The sequence below is a fragment of the Alistipes finegoldii DSM 17242 genome (assembly GCF_000265365.1).
GTDB lineage: Bacteria > Bacteroidota > Bacteroidia > Bacteroidales > Rikenellaceae > Alistipes > Alistipes finegoldii.
Genome location: NC_018011.1, coordinates 1,164,233 through 1,188,299, shown reverse-complemented (window position 1 = coordinate 1,188,299; position 24,067 = coordinate 1,164,233). Strand labels below are relative to the sequence as shown.

Annotated in this window: 12 protein-coding genes and 1 pseudogene; all 13 read right to left on the bottom strand. The window is 56.2% G+C overall.

The features are described from left to right. Positions 1–28 precede the first annotated feature (28 nt). Positions 29–1,801 (bottom strand): RagB/SusD family nutrient uptake outer membrane protein, encoded by a 1,773-nt coding sequence (locus tag ALFI_RS05370; RefSeq protein ID WP_009597106.1) that lies wholly within the window; start codon positions 1,799–1,801, stop codon positions 29–31. Positions 1,802–1,817: 16 nt separating this feature from the next. Beyond that, complete coding sequence (locus ALFI_RS05365; RefSeq protein ID WP_014775071.1) at positions 1,818–5,333, bottom strand: TonB-dependent receptor; 3,516 nt, start codon at positions 5,331–5,333, stop codon at positions 1,818–1,820. A 126-nt stretch (positions 5,334–5,459) separates the two neighbouring features. After that, the gene (locus ALFI_RS05360) at positions 5,460–6,461 is read right to left on the bottom strand and encodes a FecR family protein (protein ID WP_014775069.1); all 1,002 of its coding nucleotides are present in this window, start codon (positions 6,459–6,461) and stop codon (positions 5,460–5,462) included. Between the two features lie 171 nt (positions 6,462–6,632). Then, positions 6,633–6,758 (bottom strand): annotated as a pseudogene (locus ALFI_RS17845) (DMP19 family protein); the annotation flags it as partial. 824 nt (positions 6,759–7,582) lie between these two features. Next, positions 7,583–9,454 carry a beta-N-acetylhexosaminidase gene (locus ALFI_RS05350; protein WP_014775068.1) on the bottom strand — a complete coding sequence of 624 codons (1,872 nt, stop codon included), beginning with the start codon at positions 9,452–9,454 and terminating at the stop codon, positions 7,583–7,585. Between the two features lie 57 nt (positions 9,455–9,511). Further along, on the bottom strand, positions 9,512–11,023 hold the full coding sequence (locus tag ALFI_RS05345; RefSeq protein WP_244265015.1) for a hypothetical protein: 1,512 nt from the start codon (positions 11,021–11,023) through the stop codon (positions 9,512–9,514). Between the two features lie 144 nt (positions 11,024–11,167). Then, complete coding sequence (locus tag ALFI_RS05340; RefSeq protein WP_244265014.1) at positions 11,168–12,619, bottom strand: fimbrillin family protein; 1,452 nt, start codon at positions 12,617–12,619, stop codon at positions 11,168–11,170. A gap of 50 nt (positions 12,620–12,669) precedes the next feature. Further along, positions 12,670–14,943 carry a glycosyl hydrolase family 28 protein gene (locus ALFI_RS17380; protein WP_014775065.1) on the bottom strand — a complete coding sequence of 758 codons (2,274 nt, stop codon included), beginning with the start codon at positions 14,941–14,943 and terminating at the stop codon, positions 12,670–12,672. Between the two features lie 9 nt (positions 14,944–14,952). After that, positions 14,953–16,443: a glycosyl hydrolase family 28 protein gene (locus ALFI_RS05330; RefSeq protein WP_014775064.1), complete on the bottom strand. Its 1,491-nt coding sequence runs from the start codon at positions 16,441–16,443 to the stop codon at positions 14,953–14,955. A 2-nt stretch (positions 16,444–16,445) separates the two neighbouring features. Next, positions 16,446–18,179: a glycoside hydrolase family 5 protein gene (locus tag ALFI_RS05325; protein WP_014775063.1), complete on the bottom strand. Its 1,734-nt coding sequence runs from the start codon at positions 18,177–18,179 to the stop codon at positions 16,446–16,448. Between the two features lie 29 nt (positions 18,180–18,208). After that, the gene (locus ALFI_RS05320; RefSeq protein WP_014775062.1) at positions 18,209–19,081 is read right to left on the bottom strand and encodes a discoidin domain-containing protein; all 873 of its coding nucleotides are present in this window, start codon (positions 19,079–19,081) and stop codon (positions 18,209–18,211) included. A gap of 29 nt (positions 19,082–19,110) precedes the next feature. Continuing rightward, positions 19,111–20,961 (bottom strand): RagB/SusD family nutrient uptake outer membrane protein, encoded by a 1,851-nt coding sequence (locus tag ALFI_RS05315; RefSeq protein ID WP_009599100.1) that lies wholly within the window; start codon positions 20,959–20,961, stop codon positions 19,111–19,113. A 22-nt stretch (positions 20,962–20,983) separates the two neighbouring features. Continuing rightward, complete coding sequence (locus tag ALFI_RS05310; RefSeq protein ID WP_009599108.1) at positions 20,984–24,052, bottom strand: SusC/RagA family TonB-linked outer membrane protein; 3,069 nt, start codon at positions 24,050–24,052, stop codon at positions 20,984–20,986. Positions 24,053–24,067: the final 15 nt, after the last annotated feature.

Sequence of the window (24,067 nt, the reverse complement as noted above, 5' to 3'; positions counted from 1 at the left end):
CGTTCGTTTTTGAAGTTAGTATTGGGAATTAAAAGTCGAGCCCGTCGTTCCAGCCGGGGTTTTGCGTCAGGGCGCCGCCGGTCAGCGAGCGGTCGTCGGTCGGAATCGGGTAGTAGTAGTCGCGGGCCTCGTTCCACTCGCCCGGATTCTTCTTGTGGGGCGAGATGTAGCCGTGGTCGCCTTCCGAGAGGAAGATGTCCTGATCGATCTCCATGATGAGCGGGGCTTTGGTCGAGGGCGTCTCTCCCTTGGTCTTGAGATAGATGTCGGGCGTGCCGTCGCCGTCGAGGTCGTATTCGCCCTTGGAGGGGATGTAGAGGCCCAGCAGCGGCTGCGTGAAGGTCTTGCCCTCTTTCCAGCGGATGAGGTCGTAGTAACGGTGGCCCTCCTGAAGCAGTTCGATGGTGCGTTCGCGGCGGATTTCGAGCAGTACGCCTTTGTTCGAACCCGTCACGTTGGGGTAGCCTGTCTCAGGGGCCGAAAGGTACGGGTCGGGGTTGGCGTTGGCTTGGGCCATGTCCAGATTGGGCATGCCAGCTCGGTCGCGCAGCTTCTTGATCGTCAGGTCGATGTCGTCCTGCGTCAGCGTGCCCAGCTCGGCTTTGGCTTCGGCGTAGTTGAGATAGATCTCGGCCGTGCGGATGATCGGCAGGTCGGTGTACGAGAGGTTGTAACCGTCGGAACCGAAATCGGCGGGCGCGACGAACTTGATGGGCTGGTAGCCCGTCATGCAGGTCGAAAGGCTCGGCACTTCGACCTTGGTGGAGTTGATGCGCGTGTAACCCGGCGTGCGGATCGACTGCGCCAGACGCGGATCGCGGTTCTGGCACTCGTCCCGGAACTCCATCGTTTCCCAGCCCGCCTTGTCCGTGAAGCGCGTGCCGTCGGCCATCAGATAGCTGGCGACGATCTTGCGCGTCAGGCCCGGACGCCCGTAGGAGGTGTTCAGCGAGTAGAAGGTGCTGTTGTGGAATACGCTTAGCCCCTTGTTGTAATCGCGGGCGAGGACGACCTCGATCTGCTGGGCGTCTTCCGACACGAACAGGTCGCGGTAGGCGGTCTGCGTGCCGCCCGATGTGTAGAGTCCGTAGCCGCTGTTGGTGATGAACTCTTCGGATGCCTTCGCCGACAGGTCGAGGTAGTATTTCCAGTCGTTCTCCGGAAGGTCGATGCCGTGGTATTTGCGGAACGTGCCTTCGAAGAGACAGAAACGCGATTTCAGGGCCAGTGCCGTCCATTTCGTGATACGGTAGAGGTCGTGTTTGGTAGGCAGGTAGCGGATGGCGAAATCGATGTCCTCGATCATGCGCTGCATGACGTATTCACGCGAATCGCGCGGACGCTTGAGCTCAGGATCGGCCGAGCCGATCGGTTTCGAGTACCATGGCACGTCGCCGAACCGCTTGATCTTTTCGAAGTAGAAATAGGCGCGGAAGAAACGGGCCAGCGCGTCGTAGCGGTTACGGACGTCGAGGTCCTTGCAGTTGACCGAGTATTCGAGCAGCGTGTTGATGTCGCGCAGGCTGGTCCATGTCCAGCCGCCGCCCGACGCGGGGATCGTGCGGCCGCCGCGCATCTCCTGAGGCAGGTCGTTGTGAATGATGTTGTCCCAGTACTCGTTGTAGAGCCCGTCGGACGGGAAGGCCGTGTAGAATTTGTTGCTGAAAGCCTGCAGCTCGTTTTCGTTCGAGAAGAAGGTTTCGGGCGACATTTGGGCCAGCGGGTATTTGTCGAGCCACTCTTCGCAGGAGACGAGCGCCATGGTGCAGCCTGCGGCCAGTATCAATAATATTTTTTTCATGGTTCTGCTTGTTTGATTAGAATGTGACATCTACGCCGAACATGTAGGTCTTCTGCCACGGGTAGGTGCGCATCTCGTCGTTCATGGCGGCCATTTCGGGGTCGATATAGTCCGAGCGGATGGGCGACCATGTGGCGAGGTTCTCTCCCGTGAAGTAGACGCGAAGGTTGTCGATCAGCACTTTGCGGGTCCATTTCTTGGGCAGCGTGTAGCCTATCGTGAGGTTCTTCAGACGGCAGTAGCGGATGTTCTGCATATAGCGGTCGTTGACGGCCGTCAGCTCGCGGTTGGTACCCGACAGGGCGACGTAGCCGCGCGGACGGGGGAAGTAGGCGTCGGGATTCTCTTCGCTCCAGTACATCTTGTGGAAGTCTTTGGGAATCCAGCTCGCATACGGACGGGCGTAGGGACCCCAGAAGGCGATCGTATTGGCTTTGGGATACCAGTGGCGGCGTCCGATGCCCTGAAAGAAGATCGAAAAGTCGATGCCCGCCCACGACATGCTCAGCGTAGTGCCGTAGTGGAACCGCGGCTGGCTGTTGCCGATGATCTCCCGGTCGCCCGGATCGTCTACGGTGTTCTTGCCGATGGAGATGATGTTGTCACCGTCCAGATCGAGGAACTTCAGGTCGCCGGCGTGCAGGCCGCGTTCCGAGCCGGCCGCGGCGTTGATCCGGTTGTTGACGGCCGTCTGATCGACGGCGTAGCCGGCAGCCTCGGCGTCCGTGGCGAAGAGTCCGCCGATGCGGTAGCCCCAGATCTCACCCCAGCGCATGCCTTCGTAGTAGGACTTGGCGAACGTGCGGTCGGGGTTGTCGTATTTGGTGATGTTGGTCACGTAGTCGTTGAAGGTGACCGTCACGCTGTAGGTGAACGGCCGGCGCAGGAGCTGGAACTCATCGCGCCAGCTGAGCGAGAGCTCGTAACCCTTGGTGCGCAGGTCGGCGCTGTTCATCTTGGGCGAATCGGCGCCGTAGACGCTCGGCAGTGCGACGCCGGCGGTCAGCATGTCCTTCGTATCGCGGATGTAGAAGTCGGCGCTGAAAGCCAGCCGGTTGTTCAGGAAGCTCATGTCTACGCCTAGATTGTTGTGGATCGAGGTTTCCCACGAGAGGTTCGAGGCCACGGGGGCCGAAATGGTGGCCGTCGTGGGTTTGTCGCCGCCGAACAGATAGTTCTGGTTGCCGATCGAGATTTTGCGGATATAGTCGTAGTAGCCTACGTTCTGGTTACCCAGCTGTCCGTACGAATGCCTGATTTTGAGGTTGTTGAAGTTTTCGCGGATGCCCTCGAAGAAAGGCTCTTCCGAGATGCGCCATCCGAGCGAGAACGAGGGGAAGAAACCCCAGCGGTGACCGCGCTTGAAGCGCGACGTGCCGTCGTAGCGGCCGCTCACCTCCACGAGGTATTTGCCTTTGTAGTCGTAGTTCAGACGGCCGAAGAAACCCATCAGGGCGTATTCGTTCTGGCCGCCGCCGACCTCCATGCGCTCGTTGCCGTCGGCGCCCTGTCCCACCAGATTGAGGTCCATCAGCGTTTCGGAGAGCAGGTTGTAGCCCGTGGCCGATACGTCCTTGAGATACTTGGTCTCCCAGTTGAAACCGGCCATCGCCTTGAAGTTGTGCTTCTCGTTCCACGTGTGTGCGTAGGTGGCGTAGACGTTGGCCTGATAGTAGTTGTGCATCATGGTCTTTTCGTAGAGCTTGTCTTGGAAGCGGCTGCCCGTCGAGAGGGTTTGCACTTCGCCCGGATACTGCGAGTATTCGGTATTGACCTGACGGTTGAGGTTGTGCTGGGTGTTGAACATGTAGGTGAAGTTACCCTTGATCTCCAGCCCTTTGACCGGGGCCCACGTCAGCTCCGTGGTGGTCGACATGTTGTCGGTCTTGTCCTTGTTGTAGTGGCCGCCCTTGTTCATGATCGTGGGCAGGCCGTCCATGATCGAGTATTTCGACAGCGAGGTGTAGTAGACGCTCGTGCCGTCGGGGTTGTAGGGCATCATCGAGGCCAGTCCGTGTACCGTGCCCAGCGAGAAGGCGGTATTGACTCCGGTGGGGCCGGGGTAGTAGTACTGGTAGTTGTAGTAGCTGGTGTTGTTGCTGATCTTGAGCCACTTGTTGATGTCGAACGAGATTTTCGAACGGAAGTTGATCCGCTGCAGACGGTCGGGGTCCTGACGGAAGAGTCCCTCTTCGCTGTAGTAGTTGCCCGAAAGCATGTACTTGACCTTCGAGTTGCCGCCCGACAGCGAGACGCTGTGGCTCGTGTTGGGATGTTCGTCCTTGAACAGGTAGTGGTACCAGTCGAAGTTGGCGTAATAGACATATGTGTCGCGGCCGTCGCGCTGGTCGATCTTCACCCACGGACGTTCGGGGTTTTCGACCTTGTCGTTGCGGCGGGCCCACAACTCCATCATGTCCTGCTCTGTGTAGTTGGTGTAGTTGGTGCCTGCGTCGGCGTGCCAGAACAGGTCGTTGACGTAGACCGAGTAGTAGCCGCGGGTCTCGTAGTCGGTCGAGGTGGTGGGGGCGTTCCAGCCCCAGCGGCCGCTGTACGACACGCGGGTTTTTCCCGAATCGTCGCCCTCCTTGGTGGTCACCAGCACGACGCCGTAGGCCGCGCGTGCGCCGTAGATGGCGGCTGCCGAGGCATCCTTGATCACCGAAATCGAGGCCACGTCGTTGGGGTTGAGCTTCATCAGGTCGCCCTCGGCGCCGTCGATCAGCACGAGCGGCGAACCGCCGTTGATCGAGGTGATGCCGCGGATGTTCAGGTCGGCCGAGTTGCCCGGACGGCCCGATGTGGTCGAGATCGTCAGACCCGGAACCGCACCCTGAAGCATGTGGGCTACGGACGGCGCCGAACGGTTTGCAAGCTGCGTGTCGTCCACCGTGGTGATGGCTCCCGTCAGATTGACCTTCTTCTGGGTGCCGTAACCTACTACTACGACGTCCTCCATCCTCACGGCGTCCTCTGCGAGGAATACCTTGAGGCTGTTCTGCGAGACGGGAACGGAGACTTTCTTGGAGATGTAGCCCAAGTAGGTGAAACTGAGCACCGCATCGGTGTCGGGAACGGTGATGGTGAAACTGCCGTTGTTCTCGGAAACGGTGCCGCGGGTATTGTCGCCCTCCAGCGTGACGGCGACGCCGGCCAAGGGAAGCTCGTGGGAGTCGTTGACCGTGCCGGTGATCGTGCGCGATCCGGCCGGGGCCTTGCGCGCCGCGGGGATCAGGGCGATCTGGCGTTCGGAGATCGTGAAATTGAGACCCGTCGGGGCGAGCATCTGGCGCAGGGCGGCGGAGATCGGCAGCTGTTTGGCGCGGAGGCTGACGCGCCGGGTCAGATCGGTCTGTTTGGCGTCGTAGAAGAACGTGTATTTGCTGCTCTTCTCGATGCGCGATATGGCTTCCGAGAGAGGTATGTCGGTGAACTCAAGGTTGATCGCCGGCTCCTGCGTCTGGCCGTGTGCAACCGTTGTCCATCCGCAGACGAGCAGCAAAAGAATTGCGAATAGTCTAAAATGTTTCATGGTTGAAGTTTAAAGTTAGCGTATGTTTGCGGCGGCGGATGCTGCCGCGGGAAGGATAGTGTACGGTTCTGCTCTGTTCGGTCATAGGCATTCGGGGTTTGGTTGGTGTTTGGTAGGTTTGCGGTTTTATTCTATCTCGGAGATGTACACCGAGCGGTTGTCCGAGAAAGTGTAGACGATCGGATTGATGCGACTCATGATGCGCAGAATCGCTTCGAGCGGTTCGTCGGTAATGGTGAACGTGTAGGCGTAGTTGTGGGCGAGTGCCGGGGAGATGTCGATCCGGATGTCGTACCAGCGTGAGAGGTAGCGGCAGATTTCGCCCAACGACTGCCGCTCGAAGACCAGTTTGCCCGCGGCCCAGCAGGATTCCAGCTCGACGTTGCCCCTGCGGATATTCAGCTCTTGGGTGGCGGGGTCGTAGCAGGCTATTTCTCCGGGGTGCAGCCGGCGCGTCTCCCCGTTGCCGGAATCGAGGGCCACCGAACCCTCAACGAGCGATACGGCGACGGTCCGGTCTTCGTGCGAGGTGTTCACGTTGAATTTCGTGCCGTGAACCCGTATGCGCAGCCCTTCCACTTCGACCGTGAAAGGGCGTTCGGGATCTTTGGCGATGTCGAAAAATCCCTCTCCGCGGAGTTTTACGTTGCGGCTTTCGGCGCCGAAGGAGCTGTCGTAGGCAAGCGTCGAGCCGCTTTGGAGCCATACGGTCGAACCGTCGGTCAGGTGTGCCAGCGATTTGCCGCCGAAGGCGCAGAACTCCTGTCGGGCCGGGCTCGGTGTGGGGGCGGCGTCGGGACGCACCGCGAAGAGCGTGACGACGACGCCCGCGGCGACGGCTGCCGCCGTGCGAAGTATCGGCGCCCAGCGGCGTTTTGGCGCGGGCCGCTCCGTCGGCTGCGGCGTTCCGTAGACTCCGATGCGGGACTGCAACTGCTCCCAGAGCCGGTCGCGGTCGGGATTGTAGGCCGAGGTGCGGCGCTGTACGTCGTCCCATATGCGGAGGGCGTTTTCGTAGATGCGGCGGTTGTCCGCATCCGAGACCCACCGGTCGAATTCGCGGCGCGATGCGGTGTCCAGCGTGCCCTTCAGCGCACGGATCAGGAGGTCCCGGTAATGTTTGTCCATGACGGTATTCGGTTTTTACCCGAAGACACGAAAAAGGCGGCCGACCCTTACGGCCGACCGCCTTTTTTCCGATTTTTTTAGCGGAATGTCTCCGGATATTCCTCCGCGGACGCTTCGTATATGCCGGGAACGGCGATGCGGAGAGGCTGTTTCCGCAGGATTCCGGGCCGGTTATCCGACGACCGCGGCGAACAGATCCAGATGCCCGTCCACGTAGCGGGCGAGCGTCTCCGTGACCTCGGCTTCCATTTCGCCGTACTCCTCCTCCAGCTCGTCGAAGGCTTCGTACTGCTCGTATTATCCATTCATTTTTAGATAGAGTTGTAACTTAAAAAGTTATGACTCTATTTGCATATAGCAGGTAATGGTTAGGAAACAGTCGTATGCATTTGTTCGCATCTGCGTTCCATCTTGTCAAACAACTCCTGTTATTGAATACAAATTTAATAAAATGTCCCGATTTTTCAAATTGGATAATTTATTTAGAATGACTTCACCATGATAAATAGACAGTCCTCCAATGGTTATATTCCATCAAATGATCGTGAACAACAAAACTATCTCGGAGGATATGGGTTATCGTTCCGGAATATTGAGGAACATAAACACATTGACAAACGCTTGTACACTAATATAGAGCGTATGACTTTAAATATTTGGTTCTCCCGTCTCTAAATAGATTGAACCTGATAGATAAGCCGATTATATGCGATGTTGAACCGTTCACATAAATATCGATCGCTTCTGAATCGTACGATAAGCCCCGGGGATCTTTGATTTTGAAAACTAGCAAATCTCCGGGGCGATCTATGACGAATCGGTTATCGACCGGTGTGTTTATCGGGCATTGCCCCCTCCGGAACGTCAATTACGATGTCGTTTCTGTTTGCGAAATGAAGACGATCTTTCGGAACAGGAGCGACCCAACGGCATATTCGTCCGCGCCAGGGCATACGGGAAAAATCCGAAGGCCGAAAATAAAAGGGCTGTCTGTTATTCCCTCCACCCGGACCTTTTCCCGAATCAACCCAAAGTCAGCCACGTCCGACTCCGTTTCAAGGCTGCGCACAGTCTGCCGCCCAGAAAGAAAAGGCGATAACGCACAATAGTCGATGGAACGATTAATCGAAATATTCTTTCCAGATTTCCGGCACATCGAACGGATAATAGTTGTCGATCTCCGCGGCGAGAGTAACCAATTGTTTCCGTTCAGGACTTCGAATCACTCCATCCCGACATACGGCGGCCCGGACCACCGTCGAATCGGTCACGGTAAAAGGAGCTTCGTAAAGCGAAGCGTCGGGCGTCGGCGGGGTTCCGTCTAACGTGTAGCGAATCTCTGCGGGATATTTCTCACAGTCGAGAGTCACCTCAACCGCTCTATTTCCGGAACGAATGCGAGTCGTGATCTCAACTTCGTCGCTCAGCGTAAAAGTATTTAGCCCCCGTTGCTGCAACAGTGGGATATGGGAGTTCATCCGGACTTTGAAATCGCACCATTCGCGCTTCTCCTGCGGTGTCCATGCCAATTCTGCCACAGCCAGCAGACGCGGAAAGATCATGTATTCCTGTTGCTCTTCATCTTCGATATATTCAGCCCACGTACATCCCTGCACACCGACGATGCGGTCGGCGCGATCCGCCCGGATCGGCTCCACGGCCGCAGGGTCCACGAATTCGGCCCGGATGATCGACTCGTTGCGGGCCGCCGATTCCGGATCAGCCGGCACCGGCTCGAAAGCGTACATCTTTTTAATGGGAGAATATCCGTACATGGCACGCGGCTGAGTGGAAGGATCGGCCTGATACCAGTCGAAATAGAGCACTTCACCGGGTGTCATTACGGCATAATTGCCCCGATTAGCGGCTTCGATAGCCCCTTTCTGTCCACGATACGACATAACCAAGGTTTCGGAATGCAGTTCGTTGTGCAGTATTTCATCCCAGCCGACCATAACCCGCCCTTTCGAAGCGAGAAAATCCTGGATACGGGCGATCATATAGGGTTGGAGTCCCTGTATCCCGTCAAGTCTCTCCCGCTCGATCAGGGCCTGGCATTTCGGACAGGTCGCCCAGGCGACTTTCCGGGCCTCGTCGCCTCCGATATGGATGTATTTCGAAGGGAAAAGCTCCATAACTTCGGTAAGCACATCCTCCATAAAAGTATATACCTGTTCGTTGCCGACACAAAATTCTCCCGTCGTATAAGGTTTGCCCGTACAGCACAACTCCGGATAGCCGATGAACACGGCGTCGGAATGCGCCGGGAATTCGATCTCGGGAATGACCGTAATGTGCCGCTCGGCGGCGTAGGTCACGATCTCACGGATGTCCTCTTTGGTGAAATATCCGCCGTAAGCGCCCGGAGTTCCCTCGGGAAGATAGCGACGGTCGTTCCGGTCCCACCATGCATACCAATCCCGCTGCGTGCGGAATGCCCCTTCGGCGGTGAGCCGCGGATATTTGTCGATCCGGATGCGCCAACCACCGTTATCGGTCAGATGGAAATGGAATACGTTGAGTTTGTAGCGGGCCATTTCGTCCAGCATCTTCAGCACCTGACTTTTCGGAAAGAAATGCCGCGATACATCCATGTGCATGCCCCGGTAGGCAAACCGGGGCCGGTCGCTGACCCTTACGCAAGGAATACCCTTGTCGGTCATCAACTGTTCCAGCGTCCGTTTCCCATAGAAAATGCCGGTCTGGGTGGCAGCCGTGAGTCTCACCGACGAGCGATCGACCGTAAGTTCGTATCCCTCCCGTCCCAGCGCATCCATCCGGGAATTGTCCACAACTACGGTCGTGAAGTCGTCCACCGTCGTGTTTCCCGGCTGAAAATACCCGGACAGCACCTCCATTTCCGCCGGGCGCGGAATGAGATTCACCCGAATCGCTTCGTGTGAACAGCACCCGGAAAGGGCCATTAAACAAAGAAAAAGAATAGAGACTCCCCAGCCCGAACGGATACGTCCCGGCAACAATCGTTCATTCATGTCCAATTGATTTTTACATAAAATACGGCCCGGCCGTCAAGCCGGGCCGAAACATTCCTATTTACAGGACCACACGGTTATCTGCACTTCGGCAACATTCACATCGGAATCCTCGACCACATTGCCGTCGGCGTTCACCCGGGAGGTGATCTCGCATTTCACATACCGGTAGGTCGCATTTCCCTTGTCGAATTCGATCCGCCCGGTCGTGACCTCGGCTCCGGCGTCTTCCGTAGGTTTCGTCCGGTCGGAAGTGAAAGTCGTGATCAGCGTCCAGCTTTCGTTGCCGCCCCGATAGTCCTCCGGAGCATTGCTTCCATAGATATTCATCGTGCGGAGCTTCTGGCCGCCTTTGCCTCCGAATTTGTTCCAGTAGGTGAGCGTAATGCCCTGACATCCGGTTCCCAAATCCACATACCACGACGGAACGGTGCCTTTTTCTGCCTCCCCAACTGCGTCGGGGCCCCAATAGAGGTCCTTGTGCTCGTCGCTCCCGTCCATGATACCGTCATAAAGATACGAATCGTATTTTACGGAACCGTCCCAGTCGGTGAATACGGACGAAGCCCAGAAATTGTCATATCCGGGATCGGCTGCGCCGCTGATGGGAAGCGGCGCCGAGGACCAAACCTTATTCAGGTCGTCGTCGGTCTGGAAGTGATCCTCGATCGTTATGCTCGCATCCCACGGAGCATAGGTCAAACCCAACGTCAGTTCAGCATTCTTCAAGATCTCTTCCGCACGGCCTTCAAGCCGCGTGAGTTTGTCTGCCGGAATACTTCCGGAAAGACGTACGACGAAATCCTCATACGCGTCGCCCCGGAAAACCCGAAAATCCATCTTCACATTGGCCCTCGTCTCGTCCGAAGGCATCAGCACACTCCGGGCTGAAAAAACGGTTCCCTCTTTCGTCAGCTCGATCCGCTTCGAAGCAGGCTCCCCCGTCGAAAAGTCGTACTGCCCCGTAAGGTCGACCCGGTCGTAGAGATCGCCTACGGTAAGTTCCACGGCCGTGACATCATTCGGGACATCGGTCAGGCGGACATCCAAGGCCCCGACCAGCCGTTGCAGGTCGGAGACGGGAACCGTCGCGCCGACATTCCGGGAAACGGACGCCGTACCGAGCACCATATCCGGAATAGTCTCGTTCATGTCCGTTACGGTCACGGTTGTGTTCTTTTTGGCCTCGTCCGAAGCCTCATAGAAAACATGAGGAACATCACGATCCATCATCAGCGCGACAAGCGAATAAGCCGCCTTTTCCACCACGAAAGGTTCGAGATCGCCGAACGAGTCGGCATGCTGGTATTTATAGCAGTCGGATGACATGTCGTTGAAAAGGTAGAGCGACACCCCATACTCACCGAGCCCCTCGAAGCCATCGCTTTCGGATGCAAGAACGGGAACGATCTTCCAAAGCTGATCCCCCTCTTCCGGTCTTTCGGATTTCGCCTTGTCCTCGTCGCACGAGCAAAGCAGAACGAGCGTGAGCGCAGGCAGTAACAGAAGGCGTGCAAGGCGACCCGCCCATCCGCAGGCATTCCCGACATTCTGTTTTTTCATCATCATGGCTTTCATATTATATACTTGATTCTTCAGGCCCCGCAGGCCCACACGACTGCCGTTCGGGGCGATGCCGGGAACGGACCGTTAAAGTCCGCTCCCGCAAATCCCCATTCAGCGTATCGCAGGAGGAGAACTCCCCTCCGACAATTATTTGAACTCCCAGTAGGAAACCTCTACCTCGCCGACATTCACGTCGAGCACATCCGTAATGGTCGCACCGTCAGGATTGACCTTAGATGTCATCACGCATTTTACATACTGATAGGAGACGCTTCCATCCTCCGAGAATGCGATCTTGCCCGTCGTCACCTGCGCCCCGGCGTCCGTGGTCGGAGTGGTCTTGTCGGAGGTGAAAGTCATGATCTTCACCCAATCCGCATTGCCACCGCCGTAATCGGCTCGCGTATTGCTTGCGTAAATGTCCATCGTCTTGATTTTCTGACCGCCCTTACCGCCAGCCTTGTTCCAGTAGTCGATGGTCACGCCCTGCTTGGCAGCGCCGAGGTCGATATACCAGACGGGAGCCGTGCGGTCCCATTCGTCAGGACACCAATAGTTGCTTCCGTCCGTTTTGTTCCCGTCATAAAGGTTGTACTGCCAGAATGTCTCGCCCCAGCCGGAATCGCCTCCATCGGACGACGCCCAGAAATTGTCGTATCCAGGAGCGGCTGAACCGCTGATTGGAAGGGCTGTCGGACCCATCCACTGCTTGTCAGGGGTAGTCTCGTCGATGGTAAAGCTGTCGGAAAGATTCACCACCGTGCTGTCCCAGGCCGCGTAGGTAATCGCCGAGTTCAGGTTGACCTTCGAGGAGGAACTGCCGGCTTCGACCGTCGTCGCCAGTTCATACTGCCCGTTGGCCGCGATCCGGCCCGCAGGGGTGCTGGTGTAATCCGTGCCGTTGACGCTGTAAGTCAGCGAGAGGTTGGAAGCCTCCGTATCGGTAGGCATCACGATAGCGTTGCCGACGAACTTGCCTTCGGCATTCTTGGTGAGTACAAGACTTTTCGATGCGAACGCAGCTCCGCTCTTGGAAAACGCTCCGTCGAGACTCACCTGATCGTACATGTTGCCGATCGTCAGGGTGATGCTCTCGGCATCGACGTTCTCCAGTCCGCTGACCGTCACCGTGACCGATGCCACGACGCGCTTGAGCTGGAGTGCGGCCGCCGCGCCTTCGGCACCGACCGTAACGACGTCGGAATTACCGACCAACAGTTCGGGAATCTGAGCCGAAATGTCGGTTATTTTGACACGTGCATCGGCAACGGCATTCGAAGCGGCGACACCCGTAAAAGTGAGATTCGTCTCGTCGCTGGAAGCGACGGCGTAAACGGTGTAGCTGCCCGGCTCGACCGAGAAAGAACCTAAAGCCGCAGCATCGGCGGCGCTCTTTGCATCCGCAATGTTACCCTCCGACACCAGAATCGCCCGGTGTGCATAAGCAGCCTCGGCGGCATCCGCCGAGCGGGTCTCGATCTTCAGTTTCGGTCCGTTGTCGGGAGTACCTCCCGGAATCTCCTCCGAAGAGGAGCAGCCCGTCAGAATCATACCGGCCAGCATGGCGACGGCAAATGTGTACATGGAATACTTTTTCATAATTATGCGTTTAAGGTGGTTAATAAAATTTTTTTATTGATTTCAGGCGGTTATTCGAACGTCACGTTCCGGACGTATCCGTTTATCTCCAGATGAGGCCCCGATCCGTCGGTTACCGGCGCGCCGTTGACCGTGAAGTTCCCGATCGTCACTCCGTCGATCGACTGCGCGTCGCTGCGTCCTCTGATCCAGCTCGGAGTCGCCCGCGTACCGGTATAGGCGATGTTGCGCAGGGTGATGTTCCGGGCCCATTGTCCATAAAGTCCGTCGAACGCCCAGGCGTTGGTGAAGTGCGCGCAGAAAACCTTTCCGCCGTCGATGTCCTCGACAATGATGTTTTCGAACGCAATATCCTCGAACGTGCCGTTATCGGCGATCATCACCGCCATCGCTCCGGGATAGATCCCGTCGTTCTGACGGTTTTCCAGCACGATGTTGTCGTGGAACCGGATATTCCGGAATGCAATGCCCCGCGCCTCGGGACCGACGAGCATGTTGTGCGCCTTGTCGGCCCAGAAAACACAATTGCGGATCTCGTAATCGTAGACATCAAACTTGTTCTGCGCCAGATAATAGACCGTCCAGATGGAAGCGTCGGTGAACGATCCGTCGGAGGCGGTGTGCGCGGTGACGTAATCGGTCTTTCCGTTGAAGGCCTTGATAGTCACGTTGTCGTCGTAGTTGCGCTGGAACGTATTCTCGACCAGTACATTGCGGCAGCAGATGAAATCCATGCCGTCGGAGTTCATGATCCAGCCGATCTCCTTGATGTTGTCGATATGCACGCCCGTGCTTCCGACGATCTTGAGCGTCCAGTTCGGCGTGTCGCGCAGCAGGATGCCCTCGACCTTGAAACCGTTGCAGTCGAAGGTTTCGATCTGCGGCTGGCGGCCGTCACCGTGATTCTCCTTTGACGAACAGAGGATGCCCCGCCCCCGGATCGTCAAGTTGCGGCATCTCTTGGCATAGATGCTGCCGTAGACCAGCGCTCCCTCGTCGAGATAGATCGTCTGATTATCCTTATAGAGAATCTCCTTGCGCCCCATATTATGAATGCCGGGACCGAAATAAGTTACGTTGGCACCCGTCGGGATCGCCGTGTCGGGCAGGTCGGGCAGGATGAAGAGGTTCTCCATCCGGTTGTCGTCGAACTCCACCGAAACCTTTTGCGCGGGATCGTCCAGTTCGAACTCGACGCTGTTCGGGGTCTGCACGTTGGGCACGATGCCGTAAGAAAGCGGACGAATCTCCACTTTCGAAAACGTCCCCGCACGGCGGGTCACACGGACCTTCAACGGAGCGGCGAACGCATCGGTGAACATTGCAAAGCCCATGTCATGCTGGACGTACCCCGCAGCCGGATTGGCGGCATAGTCCGAAACTTCGGCATTGTACACGAAAATCTCTTCCCAGCATCCGTTGCGGAAAATCTCCACCGTGAAATCGTCATTGGCCGGACGGTCGTCCATGGCGGGCAGCCCGTCGTCGGGAATCGTCGTCGGAGCGTCCCAGGGGAGATAGCTGATCACGGGCGTAAGTTTCAGGTCGGTATCGTCCTTAAATTTCGCCGCGACCGAAAGCGCGTATTTCCGATTAGCCTCGATACGCGTTTCCTGCACGGAAACATAATTCTTTCCGTTGATCGTGAAGCGGAACTCCAACGTCGCGGAGGCTGTGTCAGTCGGCAGGACGACGGCCTGGCCGACATAACGTCCCGCGCTGTTCCGAGCCAGCACGATCGCCTTTTCGGAAAATTCAGCCCCGCTGTTTCCGGGCGTTCCGTCGGAGGCGATCCGGTCGTACATCCGGGGAATCGAGACCGTGATACTTTCGCAGGAGAGCGCTTCCAGCCCCACGACAGTCACCGTAAGGTGAGCCACGGCCCGCTTCATCCCGACCGGAGCCGAAACCGATCCGGCGACGGCTTCGAAACGGCTGTTGCACCCGATCAGCAGGTCGGGAATCGGAGCGGTCATGTCCGTTATCCGGACGCCGTACTCCGACAGAGCGATCCCCTCCGCTGCCGGAAAGGTCAGATTATCCTCGTCCGCAGCAGCAACCGCCAGCATTCCATAGGTTCCCGGCTCTACCCGAAACGGTGCGAGCGCCGCGGCGGATGCCGCAGAGACGGACTGCGCAACAACGCCTTCACGGATCAGGCAGACACGGTGGGCATAGGCGGCCTCCGCAGTCACGGACTGCGGTACGGCCCGCACCATAGCCATTCCGCCCGCAACCAAGTCCGAATCGCACGCGGAGTCGGAGCAGGCGGCTGACAGCGCGGCCGTACACAGGGCAAGAGAGGTTATTAAGATTCTTCTCATGACAAAAGTCTATTCGAACGTTACGTTTCGGACATATTCATTGATCTCCAGATGGGGGCCCGATCCGTCGGTTACCGGCGTGCCGTTGACCGTGAAGTTCCCGATCGTCACTCCGTCGATCGACTGCGCGTCGTTGCGTCCTCTGATCCAGCTCGGAGTCGCCCGCGTACCGGTATAGGCGATGTTGCGCAGGGTGATGTTCCGGGCCCATTGTCCATAAAGTCCGTCGAACGCCCAGGCGTTGGTGAAGTGCGCGCAGAAAACCTTTCCGCCGTCGATGTCCTCGACAATGATGTTTTCGAACGCAATGTCCTCGAACGTGCCGTCGTCGGCGATCATCACCGCCATTGCCCCGGGATAAATCCCGTCGTCCTGACGGTTTTCCAGCACAATGTTGTCGTGGAACCGGATATTCCGGAATGCAATGCCCCGCGCCTCGGGGCCTACGAGCATATTGTGCGCCTTGTCGGCCCAGAAAACGCAGTTGCGGATCTCGTAGTTGCAGACCTCGAAATCGCGAAGCCCGGCAACCATCCAGATCGCCCCGTCGGAATAGGAGCCGTCGGTATTCGTATGGGAAGCGATGTATTCGGGCGTGGCATTGAAAGCCTTGATGGTCACGTTATCGTCGTAGTTACGCTGGAAGGTGTTTTCGACCAGCACATCGCGGCAGCAGATGAAATCCATGCCGTCGGAGTTCATGATCCAGCCGATCTCCTTGATATTGTCGATATGCACGCCCGTGCTCCCGACGATCTTGAGCGTCCAGTTCGGCGTGTCGCGCAGCAGGATGCCCTCGATCTTCAGATTGTCGCAATTGCGGAACTCCATCTGCGGCCGCCGGCCGGCGCCGTGATCCTCCTGCGACGAACAGAAAACACCTCGTCCTCGAATTGTAAGGTTGGCGGCATTTTCAGCCTCGATCCGTCCCAGCACGACCGCCCCTTCATCGAGATAGAGAATACGGCCGCTTTCATTCGCAATACGGATCACACCCGCATTGTGCACCCCGGGACCGAAATAAGTTACATTGGCACCCATCGGGATCGCCGTGTCGGGCAGGTCGGGCAGGATGAAGAGGTTCTCCATCCGATTGCCGTCGAACTCCACCGAAACCTTTTGCGCGGGATCGCCCAGTTCGAACTCGACGCTGTTCGGGGTCTGCACGTCGGGCACGATGCCGTAAGAGAGCGGACGAATCTCCACTTTCGAAAACGTCCCCGCACGGCGGGTCACGCGGACCTTCAACGACTGCCGAAACGAGTCCGTAAACAAGGCGAACCCCATTGTATACTGGGTATATCCCGCCTCGGGATTGCCGGCATAATCGGAAACCCGGGCATTGTAAACGAAAATCTCCTCCCAGGTTCCGCCCCGAAAAACCTCGACCTTATAGGCGGCGTTTCCGGGCAGGACGTCCCGGCCCTCCCCATAGGCCGTTCCGGGCATCAGGCAAACAGCAAGTATCCAGAATACGCCCTGTGCAATCTTCAACAACATTCCTATTCGGTTTTAAATCCATACTTTTGCAGCAGAGCTTTCGCCTCTGCATCGGTCAATTCCTTGCCGGTCAACACTTTCAGCAGAGGACAGTTGATCCGGTAAATGCCATATTCCATATCGACAAATCCGAATCCGCCGTCGAGGCACTCCCAAAGCGTCCATGGAATATTATTTGCCTCCATGGCAGCCACCATATCCGTGAACCACGCCAAACGCATCGCTTCCGCGACGTTTTTACTGCATCCGAATTCGCCGCAATGTACCGCAAGTCCGGCATTCCGACCGTCGGACGCCGCATTGGACATTTCACCCATAATCCGGTCGGCATTGTAGGTCGTTTTGTGAAAAGAGGCATACTGCGGGTATTTGTCAGCATCCGACTGAGTGGGAATGACCACCCCCGGATATTGCACGGCTCCCTGATAGCCGACCCACGCCAGCATCTTATAATGCGACAGCAGCATCGGGAGATAATAATGGAACGACACAACCGCATTGGGATCTTCCTCGGCCACCCGTGCATACTTGATGTAGTTGTAGTCCTGCCAGCCCATTGCCGGGACGAATACGATCCGTTCGGGGTCCTGCTCTCGGACTGCCGTCAGAACCTCATTCTGGAGCTTATTCCAACCAGTTGCGTCGGGTGTCCCGTCATGCGGTTCGTTCAGCAGTTCAAAGGCCACGCACTTCGGATTGTGAGCCTTGAATTCCGCAGCAAGTTTTCGCCAAACATTTACGAAATGGGTGCGAAATTCGGGATAGGCAGGGTCGTACAACTCCTCCTCCCGGTAACTGTCCGAGCCTTCACGGGGAGCCAGTGTGTGCATGTCGAGAATCGCATACATGCCGTTTTGCTCGCACCATGTAAAAAGTTCGTGTAATTTCCCGACGGCCTTTTCGTTAAACTGCCCCTCCCGGTCAAAGATGCACAGCTCGTCGACGGGAACCCGGAAATGGTCGAATCCCAACTCTTTCCACAACGGGAATTGAGCGGGCATGACATAGCCCAACCAGTCACGATCGGCTTCCGTCATCCAATAAGCGAGGTTCACGCCGCGCCGAAACCGGAAGTCAGAGAGATGATCTGCCACCGATATCGGAGCAATGTCGGCAACCAGTCTATAAGTGTACGTATTGCGGCCTTTGTAAACGGAAAAACTCTCCCCGGTCGAAAGGTCGTACGAAACCTTTTCGCTTGTCGGCCGATAGCCGTCGGAAAGCGTGATATCCAGCGGTACGGCACCCAACAGCTCCTCCGGATATTCCGAAGCATAGATCGTCGTGATCGGGAACGAAACCGTCCTCGTCTCATGGTCAATCACTCCCTCGATCGGTTTCCCGCGAAACAGGAAAGAGGCCGACAAGACCGGAGTTTCGTTCCGGGCTGAGATTTCGTAGGAGACCTCCCCGGCTCCCGAGCTGACCGTCACGGTTCGGGGTTGCGTCAGGTCCATCGTCGTCTCCGGTTCCTTCGGAGAAACCATCGCATACCCGGGATTCAACTGGAACGTCAACTCCACGGCATCCACATCCCGCTTTTTGTCGAAAGTCAGACGGATCGTCCGCTTGCCGTCGTCGATGACCGCCGAAATGGAAGTCCGCCCGCCGTCGGCAGCGGTCACCAGGGCAAAAGGCTTATTCGCAAATACGCCGTCCAGTCCGGAATCTTCCCCACAAGCAGGCATCAATGCGACATAAATTAGCAGCAATATGTATTTCAAGAGTTTTTTCATCTTTATCGTTGCTTTTTCAATTATGATTGTCATTCGGCTTCGGGATCGACCAATTCCCGCACGACCTCGTAAAATTCGATCTCTGCGAGTGAAAAATAGGGCTGGTAGACATCGGTTCCTTTCACCACCTCGTATTTTACATGGGAAATAGGTTCTTCCGGCAGAAACAACTCCGAAGTGTAGGAGGAACCCAGATCACCGGGCAGGTTATCCAATTGGGCCAGCAACGCCCACGTTTCGCCATCCGGACTGCCGTAAATATTCACGGTCTTGGGCAGCGAACCGTTCGCTTTCTTACGGTTCCAATATTGGAATTTAAACGCTGAAACCTCCTTGCGAAGATCGAAAGTCAGGTAATGGTAACCCGCAGGCTTCAATTCGGGATAGGTCCACTCATCCCAGAAACTCTGGAAAAAAGTATCCGGATTTCCATCCACAAGCAATTCCAGGGGGCCTTCGCTCGGCTCCTGGGCATTGGTAGCCAACTGGTCGGCTGCGAGCGGGATCGGATTCTCCGCAACAACCACATAATAGGACTCGGCCTTTTCACACTGCCGTTCGATATAGACGGGTTGCCCGGGCGTTCCGTTTACATCGTAAGCCGTAAATGTGAAACGGTACTTCCCATATCTGTTCAGCAGTCCGTCAATGTAGAGGGTACCGGTATAGCGGCTGCACTGCTTCGAGACTGTCGTCTGCGTGCCGAAATCGTAATACGAAACCTCGGTATAGAGGAAGTCGCTGTTCTCGACCGGATTCCATGTCAGTCGGATCGCTCCCGGAAATGCCTCGGCGCGGATTCCCTGTACGGCGAGCGCCGTCATGGCCGGCTCATCGTCCCCGCCGCACGAAACGCCGCACGAACAGGTAAAGAGCAACAGTATTTTATATATGCTTTTCATAGATGCAGTTTTTCAAATTCGTGATTCTGTCAATAACCCGGATTCTGGACGAACTTTCGTTCGTTCTTGTTGATGTCATCCTTGGGTATCGGCATCAGGTAATGCATCGGAGTCATGAACTTGCGCTGGACGATCACTTCGGTCACCCGGAAGAAATCGGCATCGGACTCCCCGTTGTAATTCATGCCTTTGGGGCGGACGTTGAAATACTTGTCGCCCTCTTTCCAACGGCGCACATCCCAGAAGCGGTGCCCCTCCAGATAAAGTTCGATAGTCCGCTCCTGACGTGCCATGCGGATCATTTCGTCGCGTCCAAGCGTCAGCCCCGCCTTTTCGAAAGCCTCGTCTACCGGGTCCAGTCCCGCCCGTTCGCGGACCGGTTTCAGCGCTGCTGCCGCTTCGTCAATCCGTCCCAAGTTGGCATAAGCCTCCGCAAGATTCAGGTACAGCTCTGCCATGCGAATCACCGGCCACGGATAATGCGGAGCGGCAACATCCTCCTGAATGTTGTTGTAGAGCGGCGAACAACCCTTCTTATTGAGGTATCCCGTAGGGGTGTAGTTCGTCGTGCGCTCCTTGATGCCGAAAACATCGTTTTTGCGGAACTTCGTCTGCACGATGTTCGCGTTGTCGTCAGCTCCGTCGCGACGGAGCACTTCGTAATACCCGTTCTGGAAAGCCACCCACGCATAGAAGCGGGGTTCACGATCGATATTCAGGTTCATGGTCACACCGTCGCAGACATCGTTATGATACTCCCCGTAACGGTACCTCCCGGTATAGTCGTATTCCGGGTCGAGATCGATCGGAAGTCCGTTTTTGGAATAGAACATCTCGACCATCGTCAATGTCACGCCGACACCGTTGCCCGATGACGGACCCACGCGATAGGGAGTGGACTTGTATTGCAACCCATAGTGACCCTCTTTTCGGGTGTCGGCCCACAGCACCTCTTTCGAAGTGTTGTAATCCATGAAATTCAGACGGAGCACCCGATGCACGGGATCGGTCGGTTGGGCGAACCTCGACGTAACCACCGGACTTTCGGTATAGAGTTTATAACCTGCGGCCTTAGCGACCTCAATGGCCTCCTCGGCTGCGGAAGCCGCCTTTTCCCATTTTGCCTCCGAATAAGTCTGGCTGATCAGATGGCGCCCGTCCACCTTGCTGACGAAATTTGCATAGTATTCGCTGTTCCCGTTGAAGAGCGGGGAAGCGGCATAGAGCCACAACCGTGATTTCAGCGCTTTGGCAGCAACGCTCGTGGCCCGGCCGTAGGCCGTGGAGGTCTGCTCTGCCGGCAGCATCCCGGCCGCTTCGTCGAACAGGTCAGAGATCCACTGCACACATACGTCGTAACTGTCCCGCTCGGGGAAGTCCGCCTTGTCCATATCGATGGACATGACGCCCTTGATAAGCGGAATCGGACCGTAGTTCTTCAAAAGCAGGAAATGGTAATAAGCGATCAGGAATTTCGCCTCTCCTTTGTAAATCCGGAGATTCGCCTCCGTCATGTTGGGCACCGCGTCGATATTTTCCAGCAAGATGTAGCACCGCCTGATACCTCCGAAAAGCGTATTCCAGTAGGAGATCACCGGTTCGCTGGCGTTGTAGTTTCCCTTCGGGAAGTTGGCGAAGGTCTCGTGTTCCCACGGGGTCACCACCTCGTCGGCCGTCATCAGGTCCAGCGAAGCTGTTTCGTGACGCGGATTGGGCAGGAACGAATAACAGGAATAGAGATAGCGTTCGGCCATCGTCGGGTTCTGGAAGGCGTCTTTCTCGTCCGGCGTCTCATCGGGGACTACGTCCAGATAACTGCACGCCTGAAACAGGAATGCGGCAGATAAAATCAGGGATAGAATATGTGTGTAATATTTCATAGGATTTCGTTTGGAATTTATTTTATAACGTCATCTGGATTCCAATGTTGAAAACCCGCTGGGTCGGATATTTCAGTCCCGATCCGCCGCCCTGTTCGGGGTCCCACAACTTGAATTTCGAGAAGGTCAGCAGGTTCGATCCGCTGATGTAGAAACGCATTTTCTTGTAGGTATAGCCGATCTCCGCGTTTTTCAGTTTCAGGAACGACGCGTCGCGGAGCCAGTAGGTCGAGGCAACCGTGTTGTTGCCGTATTCCACGACGCTCAACCGCGGATAGGCCGCATAGATATTCGGATTGCTTTCGCTCCAGTAATCGTCGGCGACGAACTGCATGACGTTGCGCTTGACATTGTTATTGATACCGAACGGATGGAATCCGCTCATCACGAGCGACGTATTGGCCGTACCCTGGAAGAAGACCGAGAAATCGAGTCCTTTCCACTGCGCTGAAAACCCGAACCCGTAGACGATCTCCGGCACTTCGGGATACCCTGCATAAATACGGTCGTTCGAATTGATCGTGTTGTCGTAGTTGCCGTTCGCATCGGGCTGGTTGACGTATTTGATGTCGCCGGCCATGATTTCACCGCCCAGCAGTTGTTCAGGACTGTATTTCACCTCGTTATTGTCGATAAACAGGCGTTGCGCCTCATAAAGCAGGAACGAATTGACCGAACGGCCGACCCGCGAAAGATTGGGATACTGCAGGTAATCCGGCTCATCCTGTTCGAGCACCCGGTTGCGGGCGAAGGTGAAGGTTCCTTTGGCAGAAATGAAGAAATCCTTGCCGATCTGATGGGTATAATCCATCGAGAGATCCAAACCGCGATTTCTCACCTTACCCAGATTGCCGTACACTTTTGTCGTAGCCGTTCCGAGAAAAGCCGGAACTGTGCCGCGTTCCAGGAAAATACCGCTCCGGACCTCCTGAAACAGATCGACCATTACATTCAGTCGGTTATAAAATTGCAGATCGACACCGACATTGAGTTTTTCTCCGGTTTCCCAAGTGATCTTCTTATTCTCGAAACGGTTGTAAACGGGACCGCTCAGCGTATACTCCCCGTCGGCGCCCGTCGTATATCCGGCTCCGGAAAGGGAGAGGTCCGACATGTACATGAAACGCGTCTCCTCGCTGTCGTTGCCCACAAGACCGTACGAACCGCGGAGTTTGAAATAAGAGACGGCCTTCTTGATAGGCGCCCAAAATTTCTCCTGACTGACCACGTATCCCACGGCCACCGAAGGGAAAAAGCCGAAGCGCCGTCCCTCGGCGAAATTCTCACTGCCGTTGTATCCGAAATTGGCCTCGATGAGGTAACGGTTGTCGTACCCGTAGGTCAGACGGCCCGCAAGGCCCTGTTTACGCTTGGGCAAAGAACTGAACAGACTACCGGGATTTCCGAGCGCAGTCTCCTCCTGATTATACACGACCATAGCACTCACGTCATGACGGCCGAAACTGCGGTTATAGTTGATCATTCCCTGGATATATATCTTGCGGTCTCCGTCAGTACTGCTGGAGGTGGCGAGTGTCGTACTTTGCTCGTTGCCGCGGATCTCCAGATCATAGTCTTCCAATCCGTCATCGCCCGTATGCGTACCCGAAATTTCGTAGGAATTATAACCTGCCGAACGCGATGTCTGGGTATAGGAATAGTTCTTGAAAGAGATCAGCGCCGAAGCGGAAAGCCCTTCGGTGATGAAATCGAAATTCTGATCCAGACTCAGATTGGCGTTCAATACGCTCTGGAACTCGTCTTTGTAGCCGGTAACCATTTCAGCCACGGGATTCTTCACCATGGCTTTGCCGCCCCAACGGATATGGTTTACCGTCGGATCGTCGGGAAAGGTTATCGGCATATCGGCGGGATTGCCGTTCATGATCATTCCGAAAATGTTTTCGCTGCTTTTCACCGGCCCGTGCGTATCCCGGAGCTGGGTGTTGATTTTCAGCGACACTTTGGTAGACTTCGTAAGATTGACGTTGACATTGTTCTGGAAAGCGTAACGCCAAACCGAGTAATTGTTGTTATAGGAGAAGTAATCCCGGCTCAGGTTCTTCAACATACCTTCCTCGTGACGGACGGTGGCGCTCATGAAGTAATCGACCCTCGAACTGCCGCCGCGGATATTGAAGTTAAAGTTTTCGTTGACTGCCAAATTTTTAAACATCTCATCGTACCAATCCACATCCGGATAGATATATTTGTTGCTGCCGGCCCGCGTACCGTCGATCTTCGCCTGCGTATAAGGAATCTGCCCCGTACCGCGCGTCAGAACCGACTCGTTGTACATCTGCATGTAGGTCACCGCATCGACCGTTTCCGGGCGGCTCGTCGGAGTCGAAAGAGCCGTCTCGAAGCGAAAATTAATGACCGGCTTATCCAGATTCTTACCGTTCTTCGTCGTAACGATCATCACGCCGTTGGCTCCCCGCGAACCATAGAGAGCGGTCGCCGTAGCATCCTTGAGCACCGAAAAACTCTCGATAATCTCCGGGTCCAGCCCGTTCAGTTCATTCGCGTCGATAGCCACACCGTCAAGGATGATCAACGGCTTGGTCGCGGAACCGAACGTGGAGATACCGCGTATCCAGAAATCCGCCTGGTCGGCACCGGGCTGTCCATTGCGCTGCACGGCGATCACACCGGCCAGGCGTCCGGCAAACCCGGTCGACAAACTCGACGAAGGCATCCGCAGTTCCGCGGGAGCGATGGACTGTACCGAGCTCACCAGCATGCCTTTCTTTTGCTGGCCGTAACCCACCACCACAACTTCGTCCAACGCATTGGCGTCCTGTTTCAACGCCACGTTGAGATAATTCTCACGGCCAACCGCAATCTCCTGGGCTTCATACCCGACATAGGAGAAAAGCAGTGTTTTCCGGTTTGCCGGCAGGTTGATCGAAAACATTCCGTTCAGGTCCGTCGTAGTACCGATGGTCACACCTTTTACCTGTACGGTGGCTCCGATCAGCGGTTCTCCGGTGGCCGCATCGGTGACAGTACCGGAAACCGTTCGGGGAGCAGACTGTGCATATATTCCGCAAGGAACCGCGAAAATACCTCCGGACAACACGGCGAGCATAATCAACCGCGCAGT